This is a genomic window from Psychrobacter sp. ASPA161_9, assembly GCF_051970275.1.
In the GTDB taxonomy this organism is placed as follows: domain Bacteria; phylum Pseudomonadota; class Gammaproteobacteria; order Pseudomonadales; family Moraxellaceae; genus Psychrobacter.
In genome coordinates, this window is sequence record NZ_JBEFNI010000003.1 from 291,940 (window position 1) to 309,722 (window position 17,783).

A 17,783-nucleotide genomic window follows, 5' to 3' on the forward strand; every position below is an offset into this window, starting at 1 on the left:
GCGATGATAACAAGATACAGGACTACTGGTATGAATTTTTAGCAGCATCTATCTGCGTAGGCACAGCAAGCCAGAAAAATTTATACCAGTTTCGTGTTATCAAATAACGTATCCATTTTATTTAGTATCGACTATAGTAAATAGATGAGCATTCGCATACTAAAAAGGCTGCCTAAGATTATTCTCATAATCATGGACAGCCTCTTTTTTTAAAGTTTAAACGTAGTTTTATTAGTGTCTTTGAGTGACATCCAAATCACTTGAATAGGCAAATAAGGCAGGCGCACCGCCAGTATGCCAAAATAAAACACGGTCGGTTTTCTTAATTTTTCCCGTACGAATCATATCTATGAGCCCGCCCATCGCACGACCCGTATAAACAGGATCTAATAATATTCCTTCTGTTTGCGCCGTCAACTCAATGGCTTCATTTTCGAGTGTGCCAACCACTCCATAACCCTCGCCAACATAATCAGAATTAAGAATTAAATCAGACTCTGAAAACTCGTAATCTGCATTGATGAGTTTTGCCGTACTGTTAGCAAGAGAGATAGTATATTGATCAAATGGCACTTTATCGGTTTCGCCTTTATCAATGTTGATACCTACTATCTTATAAGGCGAGTTGAATATTCTATTACCAAGCATTAAGCCTGCTTGTGTGCCACCAGAGCTGGAGGCAAAGACGATATGAGTAAATGTTTCGTTGATGCTTTCACGTTGCGACTCTAGCTCTTTAAAGGCTTCTACAAATGCTAAAGCACCTAGCTCGCTTGAGCCACCATAAGGCACCACATAGACATTCCTGCCTGCTTTGGTTAATTGCTCAACGATTTTAGGAATGTCTTCACCTTTACGGTTGGCTCCTGCCCAATGAATATGACAACCGAATATTTTATCCAGCAACAGATTGCCACTTACTTGCTCAGGCTCTTCTCCTCCTAACACCAAATGACATTCAAGACCCAAGCTCGCTGCAGCGGCTGCCGTTTGGCGACAATGGTTTGATTGTGCAGCACCTGCGGTAATAATCGTATCTGCGCCTTTGGCAAGCGCATCACCGATGATAAACTCAAGCTTGCGGGTTTTGTTACCGCCTAGTGCTAGTCCTGTATTGTCATCTCTTTTCATGAAAATCTTAGGGCCAGCAAGTTCTTTACTCAATCTGGTGAGTTCAATTAATGGTGTTGGGAAGAAGCCTAGCGACTGTCTAGCTATATTGTTATATTCCATGTTTTGTCCATTTTATGATAGAAAATTATGGATAATATTAAGCCTTATCCATTGATAATATTTATTCATAGGTTGTTATTTAACTTATATTAATAGCACACTACCAAAAGTAGTAAAAGAAGCTATTTTTAAATCTTGCCTAGATATTTGGCATATTAACGACTTATTCATAAAACTCTTGGTGTTATTAAATAAATTAACAGACAAAAAAACCCCAAGTAAACGAATACTTGAGGTTTTTGTGCTTGTGAAAACTACTACTTGATATCAGCATCCGTCAAATCTAATACTGTTTTAATATCATTCATCATTGACAAGGTATCAGGGTTCTTGTCTTCTGATTTATTGCCAACCACATAGTAAACCAATTTGAAGGCGTCGATGCGTTCTGGCTTAGTCTCGATTAGTGTGCTTAAAGATTTAATAGAGGCATCTTCAGCAAAACGAACGATAAGCGTCTGAGTATGTATCATAGCCGCCAAATCAGCATGCGACAAGTGAGTAAATGGTTCTTGCTCAGTAAGCACTTCGGTCAAACGCATCAGCTGGTCACGGTCTATATTATTATCAGCAACAATATTGCATAGGATCATCATACGCACAACCGCCTCATTAAAACCACCTTCAGCGATTTTGGTCAGTGCCTCCTCTACCTTCGGCAATTCATGCAATTCGTCTTTATTCAAAAGACGGCGTGAGCCTACTGATTCTCCATACTCACGAAACCAAGGCATTGACCAAATGCCAAAGAACATACTCTCTGTGTACCTACCTTGCCAATCTCTCCAAAAGTCTAGCGTCACTCTAACACTATCCATAAACATTTTTTCTACTTGCAAGAAAAGATTATCCTGTTGCATAGATTCAATAGCTGGCAGTTTTACTCTGGCATAAACATCAGAAGGCTGATGCGTTTTTTGAGTTTTTTGTGTAGGAACGAAGTCTTCACTTTGTTGATGATCGGTTGTAGTAGTAATTGCTTTACTCAAATTACAGGCAGCTACTGCTAGCGGATTTTTACTACTCCATATGCTTCTTTGCAGTCTCAGTGGGTGCATAGTACGCATAAATTGAGCAGAAGTCTCATTGCTCATAGCCTTCACTAGTGGGCGCAAATTATGCTCATAAGCTTGGGTTTGAGTCATCGAATAGCGATGTACTGCCTTAAATAACTCTTCATCCGTTCGATTATCCCCTATCGCCTGACTTAAATCTTCAAAAGTACGACGCTTCAAATCAACGGTAAACGTTTTTTCTTGCCCAGATCCTTCAATACGGTCAATATCCAACTCATAGAGTCCAGGAGGTAAAACTTCGATCATATCCATTATCGAGGCAATACCTGTATGTTCATGGTTGGCTATTTTTGAGCTCACAAAGATACCCAAATGACCTACTTGTTCATGAATCATATAGATGATACGTTGACCGCATACTTCAACATCTCTCTCATCACTATAAGCATCCAAAATCCACGTTAATGCCTGTTGTGGAGGAGTAATATCATCACCACGTGAGGCAAAAGCTATAATCGGTGCTTTGACATTACGCAGGTCAATATTTGTCCCTTTTTCTAGCTGTGCGGTATTGCGAGCAAGACGATTACCAATAAAGATATTTTCTACAATCCACTGAATTTCTTTATCATTCATCAAGAAAAATCCACCCCACCAGCGTTCAAAATCAAGAAAGCGCTGACGATTAGCCTGTGGGTTTTTGTACAGATCGTAATATTTTCCCACATAGTTGCGATAGGGGGTCATTTTTTCAAAATTATCGACCAGTGCTGCCCCATCGAACACCCCGTTATTCATATCAGCACTAAGCATGGATAGCCAAGTGCCACCGTTGACACCTGCTTTGTAACGCATTGGATTGATCCCAACCTCTCCGCTCCAAGCTGAGATAGGCGCACCATTTAAGACGATAGGGCCTTTAATGTCTGGATTGGTTGCGGCTAAAATGAGCGCCGCCCATCCACCCTGACAGTTACCAATGATTACTGGTGACTCTGCATTTGGATGTCTCTTTTCTACCTCACGGACGAACTTTCCTTCTGCATAAGTAATATCGGCAATGGTTTGCGTCGGCTCTGGTAGACGCTTAAACGCCACAAAATATACAGGATGCCCCTGATTAAGTGCGACACCGACTTGACTCTCATGTTTAAAGCCGCCGATACCAGCACCATGCCCAGCTCTAGGATCGATAATAATATAAGGGCGTTCATTGTCATTGGTGACAATCCCTTCAGGCGGCTCTATTCTCAGTAAGACATAGTTGCACGGGCGTTCAAACTTGCTTGCATCCATGATTACTTGATAATCATAATCTAAAACCGGTGGACAGCCAGCCAGCTCATGCTCAAGAAAAATATCGCCACGCTCCTTGAGTACGTCGACCGTTTGTAGAAATCGTTTACTACTGTCAGTGCTGTAGCTTAACCATTCTTGCCATAGCCTTTTTGGGGTATACGTCTTTTGCCAACTGTTCATGATGGCATTCTTGTCTTGACTCAGTGTCCGTATGTTTTCTTGAATTTGTTGATGATTTTGTTGTAGATGTTTACAAGTAACTTCTATTAACAAACCAGCACTATCTGTCCTATAGTGATTTTGTAGGTTGAGTTCGTCTAAGGTACTTTCATTTTTGTAAAATTGATGGTTTACCATATCTTGAAAGTTTGGTATCAAACCTGTAGCTCTATGATGTGGGTTGCTACGACTTAACCATACTTCGGCTTTGTCTGGATTTTCAATATTTTCTTCAATAATGTCTGACATAGCTGGTTCCAATTTTGAGTTAACGATCATGTTTTTTCATACATTGTATATATTGATTTTAATACTGAATCTCGATACTGAAATCTTGATACTAAGTCTTAAGTTCAATAGGAGCTGTATACCGCCCCTATTTACTATCCGGTAAAGTTAGCTATTAACCAAAATATAAGAACTGTCAATTAGGTGTTAATCGGGCGTAAAGCTTCATCCGCTCTAACGTGTACATATTCTCCCGGAGCATCACATATTACCTGCCACTCTTTACCTGTGTGCTTCACACCCGGTTGTCTGCTATCTACTTCGCCTGCGCTGTGCTTCTTGATCCACTCTCCCCAATGCAGCCACCAGCTCTTATCCTGTTTTTCTGCTTTGGCATACCATTCATCAGGATCGGCGACATAATCTTCATGTATATAAAAGCCGTATTTTCCCGTTGGCGGGTTAATAATGCCAGCGATATGTCCTGACTCACCGAGTACAAAAGTAACATCTCCACCGAGCACTTGTGTAGACGCGTAGCTCCCTTTCCATTTGGCGATATGATCTTGCAATGTTGCCACGACATAGGTTGGGATAGTCACTTTTGACAAATCAATCTTCACACCGTCATATTCTAGTTCGCCTTTTTTAATCATCTTATTAGCTAGGTACAGCTCACGTAGTACAAAACTGTGCAATGCGGCCGTCACGTTGGTGGCATCAGAGTTCCAATATAAGAGATCAAAAGGAATAGGACGCTCACCTTTTAGGTAATTTTGCACATAATAATTCCAATAAAGGCTGTTTTCACGTAACAGACTAAAGGCGGCGCCCATTAATCGTCCGTCGAATACACCTTGTTGATCTCCTTCTTGTTCAAGAGCACTCACCGTACGTTCATCAATAAATACGCCTAAATCCCCAGGATCGCTAAAGTCAAATATCGTGGCCCAGAAAGTAGCACTAGCAATACGATCTGCCTGCTCATTTTCAGTTAACCAAGACAGCGTCAACGCCAGTAACATACCGCCGATGCAATAACCGATGACGTTGGCATCCGGCTCATCAGTAATCTCTTTAATGACATCTAAAGCAGTCAGCAACCCTTCGTGCATATAGTCTTTCATATCGACGTCTTTATAAGCCCGCGTTGGATTGGCCCACGACATAACAAATACACTATGACCTTCATTAAGTGCCCAACGGATATATGAGTTTTTCTCTTTTAAATCCATGATATAAAACTTATTAATCCATGGCGGTACAATCAATAAAGGGCGTTTATTAACTTTGGCTGTAGTTGGATTATATTGTATCAACTCAAACAACCGATTGCGGAACACCACTTTGCCCGTCGTCGTGGCGATGTTTTCACCCAGCTTAAAAGCATCATTATCAGTCATGCGAATGCTCAGCATTTTAGAGCTTTTTTCCATGTCTTCTGTTAGCTGCTTGAGTCCCCTTACTAGATTCTGTCCCTTTGACTCCATGGTCAATCGCAGTATTTCAGGATTACTCCATAAGAAGTTACTTGGTGCCATTGCATTTAGCCATTGACGAGTAAAAAAGGATAAACGCTGGCGAGTTTTTTCATCAACACCTTCAGTATTATCAATGGTGTCCATCATGCCGTTAACCGTTAGCAGATAACTTTGTTTTAGCAAGTCAAAAACAGGATTGTTGGTCCATTCATCATCTTCAAAGCGTCTATCGCCTTTTTCTGGGGTAACGAGAGGTTGTGGTTGATTTTCTGATCCCTTCATTAGGGTGTTTTGATACAGTTGGAACTGCTGTTTCCACAGATTTGTTTGCTGTTCAATTAACACAGTGGGGCTTTTGTCTGTGACGCCAGTATTGAACTGCTGCCATCCGTCTATCAAATTAAGCATTAGGGACTGGCTTATATTATCGTCCTGACCGACTCGTTTTAACATTTCGCTAAATAACTTTTGGGTCGATTCGTTAAAGTCACCCGCATCGTTGTCAGTATTTTGATCATTTTGCCATGAGTCTGGTTTCTGAGAACCCGCGTTTCCAGTAGCATTCGGCATCATAAAGTTGCCAAAACTCTTCATTGAATCTTGCCATAGCTTCATATTGGCTTCAAATGGATTTGAAGTTTGACCAGATTGATTAAATAAAGATTGATTAAATAAAGATTGGTTGAATTGACTAACTTGGTTTAACTGATCTAAATATTGTTGACCAAAGCCACTAAAATTAAAGGCATCATTAGTGTTGTCTTGGTTATTTTGATTATCTTGTGTATTTGACTCGTGCGATGACTTGTTTGATTGTTCATCGGACTGCTGGTTATCCCTATCGGACTGCTGATTATCCATATCTTTACCCATGTTCCTGTTTATAAACGATATCTAGCTATAAACTACATCTAATTTGTACGAAAGTGCAAGCACAATAACTTTACACTGCTAACACAATAGAAAAAAGATGGGATAGAGCTATCTAACCCACCTTTTAGGTGTGATAATTACATGATATCTCATTATTAACTACTAATAAGATAATTAAATTCATTAGTAATTACAATTACTTATTTGTTGATTTTCCAGTGCTGCTAGTATTACTAGTACCAGTCTTTGCATTTGTCTTAGCATTGGAATTTGTATTAGCATCAGCTTTAGTATCGGCTTTAGTATCGGCTTTAGTATCTGATTTGGTATCTGCTTGTGTATTTGTGCCGGTAGCAGTTTTTGCAGCCTTTGTGGCTTGCTCACTAAACTGCTCAGCCATCTTATTCATATTTGCTGCGTATTCTTGACCTGTCTTGGTTGCTTGGTCAGCAGTTTTTTGCATATTTTCCTGCATTTTTTCACTGGTTTGACCCTGAACTTCACCCAAAACTTTCATAACGTCATCATGCATATTACTGCCAAGCTCTGTCATGCGCTGAGCATCTGATAGCATTTTTTGACTAATTGTATTAAGCATTTCTGCTTGCTTGCTGCTAAAGTCTTTGGCAGCTTCTGGAGAGTCTATTTCTGAAACTTGACGCATATTCTCTAGACCCATTTCTGCGTAGGTCTTAATAGTATTAAGTGAAAACTCGGTCATCATTTCAGCATTTTTCAAAAAAGCTTGGTTTAGCTTTGTCCAAGGCTCGAACATTTTCTGTGTACTCTCATTGAACTGGTTCACGTAATCTTGCGGGGTCTGTTGTGACATATTATTACTCCGTGTATCGAATGATTGATTTAGCTTTGTCCAAGGCTCGAACATTTTTTTTGCGCTCTCGTTAAACTGATTCATATAATCTTGAGGGGTTTGCTGTGACATATTACTACTCCGGGGATTGATGGCTAAAAGAATTATGCGTGTTGGTTGTTAAGAAAACATTATAATGTTATTAAGTTTGTGACATTATTTAGTAATGTAACAAATATAATTTATTTAACATTAGAGTTAAGACATATATTGACCACCATTAACTGATATGGTTTCACCTGTGACGAATATTGCGTCATCACTAATAAGATACATACAAGCAGCAGCGATTTCATTTGCACTAGCTAAACGATTCATTGGTATAGTTTCTTTGATTTTATCCATGATATGTTCAGGTACACTTTCTACCATGGGCGTATATGTATAACCGGGAGCGACGACATTGGCGGTAACTGAAGAAGTAGCACCTTCATATGCTAGAGCCTTAGTAAATCCAATAATACCTGCTTTAGCGGCCGAATAGTTCGTCTGTCCATACTGACCACGTAAACCATTTATCGAGCTGATATTGACAATGCGGCCTGTTTTTTGTTCTAGCATTTTTACAAAAACTGGATGAACAATGGTATAAAGAGACGTCAAGTTGGTATCAATTACCTCCTTCCACTGCGCAAAGCTCATTTTTTTGAAGCTACTATCACGAGTAATACCTGCCCCATTTATCAAGGCGTAAATACTGTCATACTTATCAATTGTCTGTTGAATCGCTGCCATCGCGGTTTCGTGATTACTCACATCAACAGCCAGAAACTCAAAGTTACTCGAGTCAAATCCATTGTCATCGCACCACTTCTTCGTACGTTCTGGATCGTCTTTACTTAAAGTTGCAATAACATGGTAGCCACTAGCCACTAACTTTTCACAAATAGCCGTACCGATGCCACCAAGCGCGCCGGTTACTAAAGCAACTTTTTTATCTGACATATTTGATTTTGGCATAAAAAACTTCCTTGTTCGTTAATGAATAATTAGTGTACAGCTGTATTCTTTTTTCAGAATATAACATAGTTATCTCGTGATAGTTATCTTATGTTGGTAATAAACCATTGTTATTTGTAAGGGTTTAATACCAAATGAGGACAGATTATCATTAGTAAACTAATGAAGAGTAAAAGCCTGCAAATCTTACTTTATCAGAAATCAGGTTCTATAAGCTAATAACTATTACGTAAACGTGTCTTTAATCTAACATTTCGATGTTACAAATTAAGAGCACACAAAAAAACCCGAATAAACGAATACTTGAGACCGAAGTAGTTGTATCAGCTAATTATCTAAATAATGGTATAGAGTTTTCTATGAATAGAAGTTTCTGAAGATCATTTATACGTTAAATTAAAAACCAAAGGGAAAAATTATTTCATCCCTTTGGCTTTTTATATGTCTATAACACTACAACATACTTTTCATAGCTTTAAGCAACTTTGCTATTAGATCTGTGCTCTCAGAAAAGGCGAGTAAGATGTTGGCCAATTGTTTATTTCTGGCGATGTCAGATCAAAACTCTGGTTTATCGTCATCTTCACAAACTTTCTTGAGGCATTCGCTCACCTCTTCGGGCTCGATCTTTTGTCGTTTGAGAAAGCTGCGAATACTATCTTTCTCTAGCAAACACATGAGCAGATGGCAGAGTTGCTGTTCACGTCCATCCATGCTACTGCTCGGCAACGGATCATCACCGCCTATCCAGACAGAAGCACTTAAGAGCTGTTCCCTTGTAAAAGGGCTGTTTTGTATTGACTTTCCTTTAGCCAAAACTCGCAGCTTATAGACACCGGCTGACCCTGCATTGAATGCGACGTTAAAAACACTAGGCTCAACCTCCGATAGGATTAGGTTTGCTTTAGTGCCGTTAGGTCTTTCCAACTCCGCTCGGACAGACGCACTATTGTCCAAGGGGCGCTCGTATTGGGTTAATTGTGCTGATAACGTTATCATGCCACCTGGTTCTCGGGTAGCCTGCTCAAGCTGCGCTCTAAGGCGTAGATCAGAACTAGAATGCACATTGAAAGAATAGCGTAGCCCGTGTGTTTTGACCTCATCGTATTTTTCACGGTCATTTTCGAGGCTGGCTAAGTATTTAGCGAATACTTTTTCATTCAGATTAAGGACTGCAAGCCATTGACCTTCACGTTCTTCGAAACCTGCAACAGCGGTCGGCAAAGTCATGCGATAAAACTGCACATGTTTATTTGCTGAAAACGCTAACTCAACAGAAGCATTGGCAATGCTTGGATCGATAATTTTGCCACTCGGGGTTTCAAGCACATAGTGAAAAACATCTGGTAGAACGTCTCCCGTCAACAAGATTGCATCCGCTGTGATATCTGCTTCGTTAAGATCAAACGGAATACGTATCTCACGGTCAGGTTGAATCCAACCCTCGGGATCCATCACTACCTCCGTATTTTTAACCCCTGACAATATCTGCAAGAAGTATTTTTGAAGCGTAAAGTAGTCATCAGTATCCAAAGTACCGGTCATTAAGACGTAACCATTTGTACTACCAGTCAATGCTTCCAAAGCAGCAGGGCGGATCTGCGGCGCCGTTCCCAAGCCAATAGCAAAGACACTGTCATTGATGATGCCATCATCTATAAGTTGGCTAATGTAAGGCGATCGGTTTTCATGACCATCCGTTAGCACCACCATAGCAGTATGAGTATAGCTACCAGATGCTAAATCAGCTAACTCGCTACTTGCCAACTCAATCCCACTACCAATAGACGTTGAACCGCCAGGAGGTGATGGTTGATCTGTGATGGCTTCATTCGCAGCTATACGCCCAGAGCCACTCCCTAATGCGCCCGCAACCTCGATCGGAGTTCCCGGAGTCGCATCATTGTCGAAATACACCACACCAATACCGTCCTCGTCACCCAATAGCTCAACGAATACAGGCGCGCTATCCTTGAGCACTTCAATACGCGACCGACCATCGCCTGCGCCCCAAGCCATGCTACCAGATTTATCCAGCACTAAAACGGTGGCGACCGTTGGTTTAGCGATAGTGTTGGCAGACAAATCAATTGACCAAGTCTGTCCTGTTTGCACACAGGTAACTTGCGCAGTTCCCGTAACTGAATCACCGACACTGGTTGCCGTGTACGAAAACCAAACCTGTGCCACATTAGTACTGTCTCTATTAACGACGACCCTATCGAAGTCAGGGTCAGGCGTTCCAAACCCTGTGCCCGTTGGACCGGCCGTGATAGTAAAGATTAGTTCTCTACAAAAACTGTTGTCAGGACTGGGAGGACTTATGTTAAAAGTTGCAGCCCGCACCGCTATTCGACCCACAGGCGTGTCGTTAAACACTAACGTCGTGTTGATAGGTGTCACTATAGGTGGCGTATCCGTATCATATGAGTATCCCATAGCATGATGATCCAGCGTCGCGGATACCAGCGCCCCTAAACCAAAGAGCGTGTCGCTCAAGCGGTGACCCTCAAGATCATCGCTTGCTGTGTCGCTAGGTACATAAGGCACTGTTGGATGCAGCGCTTGCCAATCAGCCCACAGTTTATCCACAAAGCAATGATGTAGAAAGAAGACCGGATCATTGGGAGATGTGGAAGGAAACATAGAACCCCCTATCCATTCATGTACGCGGTTATGAGTATTGGATAATGTGCTTGGGAACCCGCTTGCAAGAGCCATACGTCCTTCGTTCGCGGCGCGATAACCATCGCTATTCCTATTAAAATTAGCGCTGTCATATGGCGTTATTCCCTGAATTTCGTCAACATGATCCTGAGTGGGCAAGTTCGGAGCCCTAGAGCTAAGGCCAAACCGCCGAACCAGATCTCCATCAATTCGAACCTGTGGATTTTCCAGATTCAGTTCACTAAAATCAACGCCAACGTCAACTTCAACGATATCCCAGATGTCTGCCCTGAATGGACCACTTTGAACAATGTTATTTGCGCCAGATCCATTGCTGCCCATAAGATCATTCGCCCAAACAGCCGCATTCATGGGGTCCGCTGCATCTGATGCCCAGTCCCAATATGGCAATGTCACCCCAGGTACCAATCTGTCCAAGTCTAGCTCGAACTGGCGTATAAACGCACGGTGCCATGGCAAAAACGCTGGACCGCGATGTGCTCCATTTCGAATCATGGGCATGTCAGCGTCTTCCTCATCTTCAACCCAACCCCAACCCCCCGGTGTTGCCCAGTTCGCGACCATATAATGGTCAAGTACATATTTGTCATAGGTATTGTTTATTAAAGGGTATAAGGCGCGTACGTGTGCTGCATCATTTTCATCGTCAACATATTCGTATAACTCAGCCTTCATGAGTTTAATAGCGCTAATGAGAGCGGCCTTTTCCTCTGTCGTCAGAGAATTCACGTTTTTTCTACAAGTCATGAGTGACAATTCCTTTATTAGATGCTTGGAATTAGATGCTTGAAATGAATGACTATGAGCAAAGGTCCAGGCATTGTGAATTTGCATAAACTGTGTATATCAAATAGGTTATTGTCTGAAATCCGGTATGTTATCAATCACGTCTTGTACCAACTCAATCGGTGATGAGTATGAAGAATACGGCGTTAAACCGGACTCGAATAATCCATCATGGAACTCTAAGACTCTAAACGCTTTGTCATCTACTTCAACCTTTAAGATCTGTAAAATCTTTTGGCTTTTGTCAGAGTTTGGCAGTTTAGAAAAGGTAATTTTCCGTCCTTTATACTCTATGGATTTGGGATACTTTTCGTCTGGGGTATGTTTGTTGTCCTCATTCATCTTAATTTCTCCATTAGCCAGATATTTATTACGATTATTTGGTTTAGCCTTACATTGCGGCAGACATCACAACTGAAAGTCAGCAGCACGAGCAGATGTAGAAATGATTACCAAACACACAAAATAAATGTACTAATGCTTGGAAATTATCCATCACATCAATGGTTTATCACCTTTATCTATACACAGTCTAATTTGAGTTGTCAAACCCATGAGATTCCATCTATAGAGATTTTGATTAGCATCCTGACGATAAAATCCATCCATATTTGATTTGATGTTTTTTAGAATTTGCAGCAGAAAAAGAGGGTCGAACACCTAATGCCCAGCCTCCAAATGGTTATAAGAGTTGCATTAATATCTTAAGAAGTATTGTTAGTTAAGCTAAACTCGACTTAGTTTTTTGATATATTCATAATTACAAATATACTCAATAACTAAATTTTAGTTAATAGGATTTCTTATAATTCTTTTTAAATGTAATTTTTAGAAGTGCTTACAAATATAAAGTGAAAATCTAATAGTAGATTAATGTTGTTTAAGTAAAAATATGATGATTAGAATGAGTCAAGGCTACATTCATATGTAATGGATTATATGTCGATGGATTAATTAGATACTTGCTCATTGGTACTACGTTAATTGGCACTATACTAATTGGCACTATGTTAGATGAAAAGAGGTTTACAATGAAAAATACACTGATTGAAAAGTAAGAATTATCTAACTCTTAATACTAAGCTATAAAAGCTAAGCCATAAAAAGCCAAAGAGACAATCTATGTCGTCCCTTTGGCTTTTTATATATCAGTAACGAAGCTATCAGCGTCATAATTGAGTGCACTGATATTAAAATTTTCAGATTACACGGCTGTACCACTTACAGCCGTGTCGTTAAACATTGACGCTTATTGACCAATGTCACTATGGAATACTATCCGTATCATACGAGTATCCCATAGCTTGATGATCTAGCGTCTCAGATACCAGCGTACTCAAACCAAAAAGCTCATCGCTTAAGCGGTGTCTATTGAGATTATTACTTGCCGTGTCATTGGGTGCATAGGGCACTGTTGGATGCAGCGCCTGCCAATCAGCCCATATTTTATCCACAAAGCAATGATGCAGAAAGAAGATCGGATCATTGGGTGACGTGCCAGGCATCATAGAGCCAGCTACCCATTCATGTACGAGGTTATGCATATTGGAGGGCGGAGGTGTTTTTCCGTTGACAGGCAGACGTCCTTCGTTCGCACCGCGATAACCCACACTGGCTTGATTAAAAGCAGCGCTGTCATAAGTGGAGATCTGCTGGATTGCGTCAATGTCCGCTTGAGTGGGCAAATTCGGAGTACTACTGCCAAAATCTCGAACCAATCCGCCGTCAGGTAGTCCAAAATAATTAATGATAACCCAGCTATTCTCTATGTCTGCTGCATCATAAGCAAATGGGCCATTTTGAACCACTCTATTCGCGCCAGATCCATTGCCGCCCATAAGATCATTCGCCCAGACAGCCGCATTCATAGGATCTGCTGCATCTGTTGCCCAGTCCCAATACGGCAAAGTTACCCCAGGTACCAATCTGGCCAAGTCCATCTCAAATCGACGTAGAAACGCACGATGCCATGGCAAAAATGATGGACCGCGATGCGCCGCATTGCGGTTCATGAAATCCCCTCCCCAACCTCCTGGTGTTGCCGTGTACATAGCGATATGGTGGTCAAGTACATACTTGTCATAGGTGTTGGTTATATTAGGATATCTGGTACGTACGTGTGCTGGATCGTTTGGATTATTAACGTACACGTACTCTTCGGCCTTCATGAGCTTAATCGCGGTAATGAGATCTGCCTTTTCCTCTGTCGTCAGAGCATTCACACTCTTTCTAGTGGTATTGACAGCTATAGTGTTGGCAGACAAACTAATGTGCCACGTCTGCCCTGTTTGCACACTGGTAATTTCTGCTTCTCCCGTAACTGGATCAGTGTCACTGGTAGCCGTGTAAGAAAACCAAACCTGCGCCGTATTCGTATTGTCTCTATTAACGACGACCCTATCGCCGTTAGGAGTTCCGAACCCCGTGCCTGTCGGGCCGGCTGTGATAGTGAATATCAAATCTCTACAAAAACTGTTATCAGGAGTTGGGGTGCTAATGTTAAAAGTTACAGCCTGCACAGCGGTGCTACCCACAGGGGTGTCGTTAAATACTAACGTCGTGTTGACCGGGGTCACTATAGGCGGCGTATCCGTATCATATGAGTACCCCATAGCATGGTGATCCAACGTTGCAGATATCAGCGTACCCAAACCAACAAGATTGTCATTCAAGCGGTGACCGTTAAGATTATTGCTTGCCGTGTTGCCCGGTACATAAGGTACTGTTGGATGCAGCGCTTGCCAATCAGCCCACAATTTATCCACAAAGCAATGATGCAGAAAAAACACCGGGTCATTGGGCGACGTGCCAAGCATCATAGAGCCAGCTATCCATTCATGTACGAGAGCATGGGTATTACTAGGCGGAGGTGTTTTTCCATTGACAGGTATGCGGCCTTCGTTTGCGCCGCGATAACCCACGCTACTAGTATCAAAATTACCGCTATCATATGTGGAAATCTGCTGTATTTCGTCAATGTCCGCTTGAGTGGGCAAGTTCGGAGTGTTACGGCGCGAGCCAAAATTCCGAACCAATCCGCCGTCGGGTAGTCCAAGATAATTAATAATAACCCAACTGTTATCTGGATCTGCATCATCATAAGCAAATGGACCACTTCGAACCACTCTACTCGCGCCAGATCCGTTACCGCCCATAAGGTCATTCGTCCAGACCGCCGCATTCATAGGGTCCGCCGCATCTGACGCCCAGTCCCAATATGGCAAAGTCACCCCGGGCACCAATCTGTCCAAGTCCAGCTCGAAACGGCGTATAAACTCACGTTGCCATGGCAAAAACGCTGGACCACGGTACACTGCATTGCGAGTCAAAAAACCATTCCCCCACCCTCCTGGGGTCCCTGTATACATAGCGATATGATGGTCGAGTACATACTTGTCATAGGTGTTGGTTATATTAGGATATCTGGCACGTACGTGTGGTTCATCGTTTGGGTTGTCGACGTACACGTACTCCTCGGCCTTCATAAGTTTAATAGCGGTGATGAAAGCTGCCTTTTCCTCTGTCGTCAGAGCATTCACATTTTTTCTACAAGTCATGAGTGACAATTCCTTTATAAGATGCTTGGAATTAGATGCTTGAAGCAAAGGTCCAGGCAGTGTGAATTTTGATAAACTGTATTTTTAAGAGAGTTTATTTTTTAAATTCTGTTATGTAGTCAATCACGTCTTGTGCCAACTCAACCGGCGATGAGTACGAAGAATACGGCAGTAAACCGGACTCAAATATCCCTTCATTTAACTCTACGACTTCAAATGCTTTGTCATCGATTTCAACCTTTAATTTCCGTAAGTGCTTTTGGCTTTTATCGATGTGTTTCTCGACTTCAAGTGCCGCCTTGTCCTTTAGGTCAGAGCTTGGTAGGTCAGAGCTTGGCAGATCAGAAAACTTAATTTTCCGTCCTTTATATTCTGTGGATTTGGGATACTTCTTGTCTGAGGTAGGTTTGTTATTCTCAATCATTTCAATTTCTCCATTTAGATGTTTAGTACAATTGTTTTTTTACACATTGCAAAAGCATGGATCATTGGTTCACTGCCGAATAAATCCGACACTGGATTTAAAATTATTATTATAAGCTCAGTTGACTAAAATACTTTTGTCAGACGCATGAGGAACAATTATTACAATCTGATAAATATATCCGCATATATGGATATATTTAGATGAAAATTAGCAACGGCATACATAAATTATCTATAACAGTAACCTTCTTGCAAAGACGACGCAAGCTGAATTTTTCGATATAAGCTATAACTAAAAACATTTAGTTAATAAATACATATCAATATTTCACCATCTTTTATCACATAATCTGCCAATATAATCCTCTAATAAGATAAAAAACAACAAAATCATTTTTGAGAAAACATACTGAATATAACAAGAGAGAAGTTTTTGACAAGTATTAAGTTATAAAAAAAATAATCTTATAAATCAATATTTTATACAAAGTAATCAAGCACAAAAAAACCCCAAGTAAATGAATACTTGGGGCAAAACTTGGATAAACTCGAGAGTCTAAATTCGTTTTAAATATGGCGCAGCGGACGGGACTCGAACCCGCGACCCCCGGCGTGACAGGCCGGTATTCTAACCAACTGAACTACCGCTGCTTAGGTCGTTTTAGCATCTAACCTTTCTACAGGTCCACTTGCTAATAAGTGGTGGGTGATGACGGATTCGAACCGCCGACATTCTGCGTGTAAGGCAGACGCTCTACCAACTGAGCTAATCACCCTGAGCGAGGAATAAATGAAGCACTGCTTCATCCGAGCGCAAGAGAATTTTCGTATCTGAAAATTCTATAAAACTCGTTTCCTATATCTTACTACAAGAGAAAATTCTTTAAATAGAATTTTCTAAAGCTTTTATTAACTAAAGTAGTCACGCTCTAGTTAATATCGAAATATCTTAACGACAATTTCTACAACTCAGAACTTATTAATTAAAGCCCCTTGCTGTGGGTGTGTATTATATAGATTTACAACTGGCTGTCAAATAGTATTTGACCTTTTATTCCATATTTTTTGCATTATCACTTAATAATTCGACAAGCAATTGTTTTAATTGGCTTTATATTTTTACAAATATGAAGCTATTTTAGTTATTCAGACTATTTAGCGGCTACTAATGCATGCTCGATATCAGCTTTCATTGATTCAGGCTTGGTCGTTGGTGCATAGCGATCGATTACCTGTCCATTATGACCGATTAAAAACTTAGTAAAGTTCCATTTGATACCATCTGTGAGTACCCCACCCTTTTGCTCTTTTAGCCATTCAAAGATAGGATGAGCATGGTCACCATTGACATCTATCTTGGCCATCATAGGAAAGGTCACGCCATAGTTCTTTTGACAGAACGCACCAATTTCGTCATTAGTGCCTGGATCTTGACTACCAAATTGATTACAAGGAAAACCGATGATCATTAGCCCCTGATCTTTATACTGCTGGTAAAGTGCTTCTAGACCCTCGAACTGAGGCGTAAAGCCACACTTGCTAGCAGTATTGACCAGTAGCAACACTTTATCTTGGTAGTCAGAAAACGCTTGCTGCGTACCATCTACACGCTCAGCCGTAAAATCATAAATAGTGCTCATCAGCTATCCTTGTTTTAATCACTTACTTGAATGGTGCAAAATGTAGTCGTCTTAACAGTACTTATTCTACTTGTCTGCTTCGTCCAAATCGATAGCAACTGAGTTGATGCAATAGCGCATGCCTGTCGTTTCACTTGGCCCATCTGGGAATACGTGACCTAAATGTGCACCGCAGTTGCTACATGTGACTTCTGTACGAGTCATGCCCAATGAATTATCAACATGCTCTTCAATAGCACTGTTATCGATCCCTTGATCGAAACTTGGCCAACCGCAGCTAGCATCAAACTTGCTCGCAGAGTCAAACAAATTAGCACCGCAGCCTTTACAACGATAGATACCTTTATCCTCAGTATCATTGTAAACGCCAGTAAATGGACGTTCTGTACCCTTCTCGCGCATTACGTGATATTCATCGGCGCTCAGGCGTTCTTTCCAGTCAGCTTCAGTTAACTGGCTGATCTCTTCTTTGCTAAGTTGATTGTCTTGCATGGTTTATCCTTAAT

The 17,783-nt window shown here is 41.2% G+C and carries 11 protein-coding genes and 2 tRNA genes; all 13 read right to left on the reverse strand.

What is annotated here, in order from left to right; all coding sequences use genetic code 11:
* Positions 1-231 precede the first annotated feature (231 nt).
* Positions 232-1,233, reverse strand: a complete 1,002-nt coding sequence (locus ACTQ9S_RS05800; RefSeq protein ID WP_440454319.1) for a D-cysteine desulfhydrase family protein — start codon at positions 1,231-1,233, stop codon at positions 232-234.
* Between the two features lie 257 nt (positions 1,234-1,490).
* On the reverse strand, positions 1,491-4,016 hold the full coding sequence (locus ACTQ9S_RS05805) for a DUF3141 domain-containing protein (RefSeq protein ID WP_440454321.1): 2,526 nt from the start codon (positions 4,014-4,016) through the stop codon (positions 1,491-1,493).
* A gap of 179 nt (positions 4,017-4,195) precedes the next feature.
* Positions 4,196-6,349 carry a class I poly(R)-hydroxyalkanoic acid synthase gene (gene phaC, locus ACTQ9S_RS05810; protein WP_440454323.1) on the reverse strand — a complete coding sequence of 718 codons (2,154 nt, stop codon included), beginning with the start codon at positions 6,347-6,349 and terminating at the stop codon, positions 4,196-4,198.
* 196 nt (positions 6,350-6,545) lie between these two features.
* Positions 6,546-7,181, reverse strand: a complete 636-nt coding sequence (locus ACTQ9S_RS05815; RefSeq protein WP_440454325.1) for a phasin family protein — start codon at positions 7,179-7,181, stop codon at positions 6,546-6,548.
* A gap of 237 nt (positions 7,182-7,418) precedes the next feature.
* Complete coding sequence (gene phbB, locus ACTQ9S_RS05820; RefSeq protein WP_068039019.1) at positions 7,419-8,165, reverse strand: acetoacetyl-CoA reductase; 747 nt, start codon at positions 8,163-8,165, stop codon at positions 7,419-7,421.
* A 573-nt stretch (positions 8,166-8,738) separates the two neighbouring features.
* On the reverse strand, positions 8,739-11,615 hold the full coding sequence (locus tag ACTQ9S_RS05825; protein WP_440454327.1) for a tyrosinase family protein: 2,877 nt from the start codon (positions 11,613-11,615) through the stop codon (positions 8,739-8,741).
* Between the two features lie 108 nt (positions 11,616-11,723).
* Complete coding sequence (locus ACTQ9S_RS05830; protein ID WP_440454329.1) at positions 11,724-11,996, reverse strand: hypothetical protein; 273 nt, start codon at positions 11,994-11,996, stop codon at positions 11,724-11,726.
* 923 nt (positions 11,997-12,919) lie between these two features.
* Positions 12,920-15,211: a tyrosinase family protein gene (locus ACTQ9S_RS05835; protein ID WP_440454331.1), complete on the reverse strand. Its 2,292-nt coding sequence runs from the start codon at positions 15,209-15,211 to the stop codon at positions 12,920-12,922.
* A 94-nt stretch (positions 15,212-15,305) separates the two neighbouring features.
* Positions 15,306-15,635, reverse strand: a complete 330-nt coding sequence (locus tag ACTQ9S_RS05840; protein WP_440454333.1) for a hypothetical protein — start codon at positions 15,633-15,635, stop codon at positions 15,306-15,308.
* 576 nt (positions 15,636-16,211) lie between these two features.
* A tRNA-Asp gene (locus ACTQ9S_RS05845) sits at positions 16,212-16,288 on the reverse strand.
* Positions 16,289-16,337: 49 nt separating this feature from the next.
* Positions 16,338-16,413 (reverse strand) — tRNA-Val (locus ACTQ9S_RS05850).
* Positions 16,414-16,788: 375 nt separating this feature from the next.
* Entirely contained in the window at positions 16,789-17,277 is a 489-nt protein-coding gene (locus tag ACTQ9S_RS05855; RefSeq protein ID WP_440454335.1) for a glutathione peroxidase, read from the reverse strand.
* A 66-nt stretch (positions 17,278-17,343) separates the two neighbouring features.
* Positions 17,344-17,769 (reverse strand): peptide-methionine (R)-S-oxide reductase MsrB, encoded by a 426-nt coding sequence (gene msrB, locus ACTQ9S_RS05860; protein WP_068326416.1) that lies wholly within the window; start codon positions 17,767-17,769, stop codon positions 17,344-17,346.
* Between the last annotated feature and the right edge of the window lie 14 nt (positions 17,770-17,783).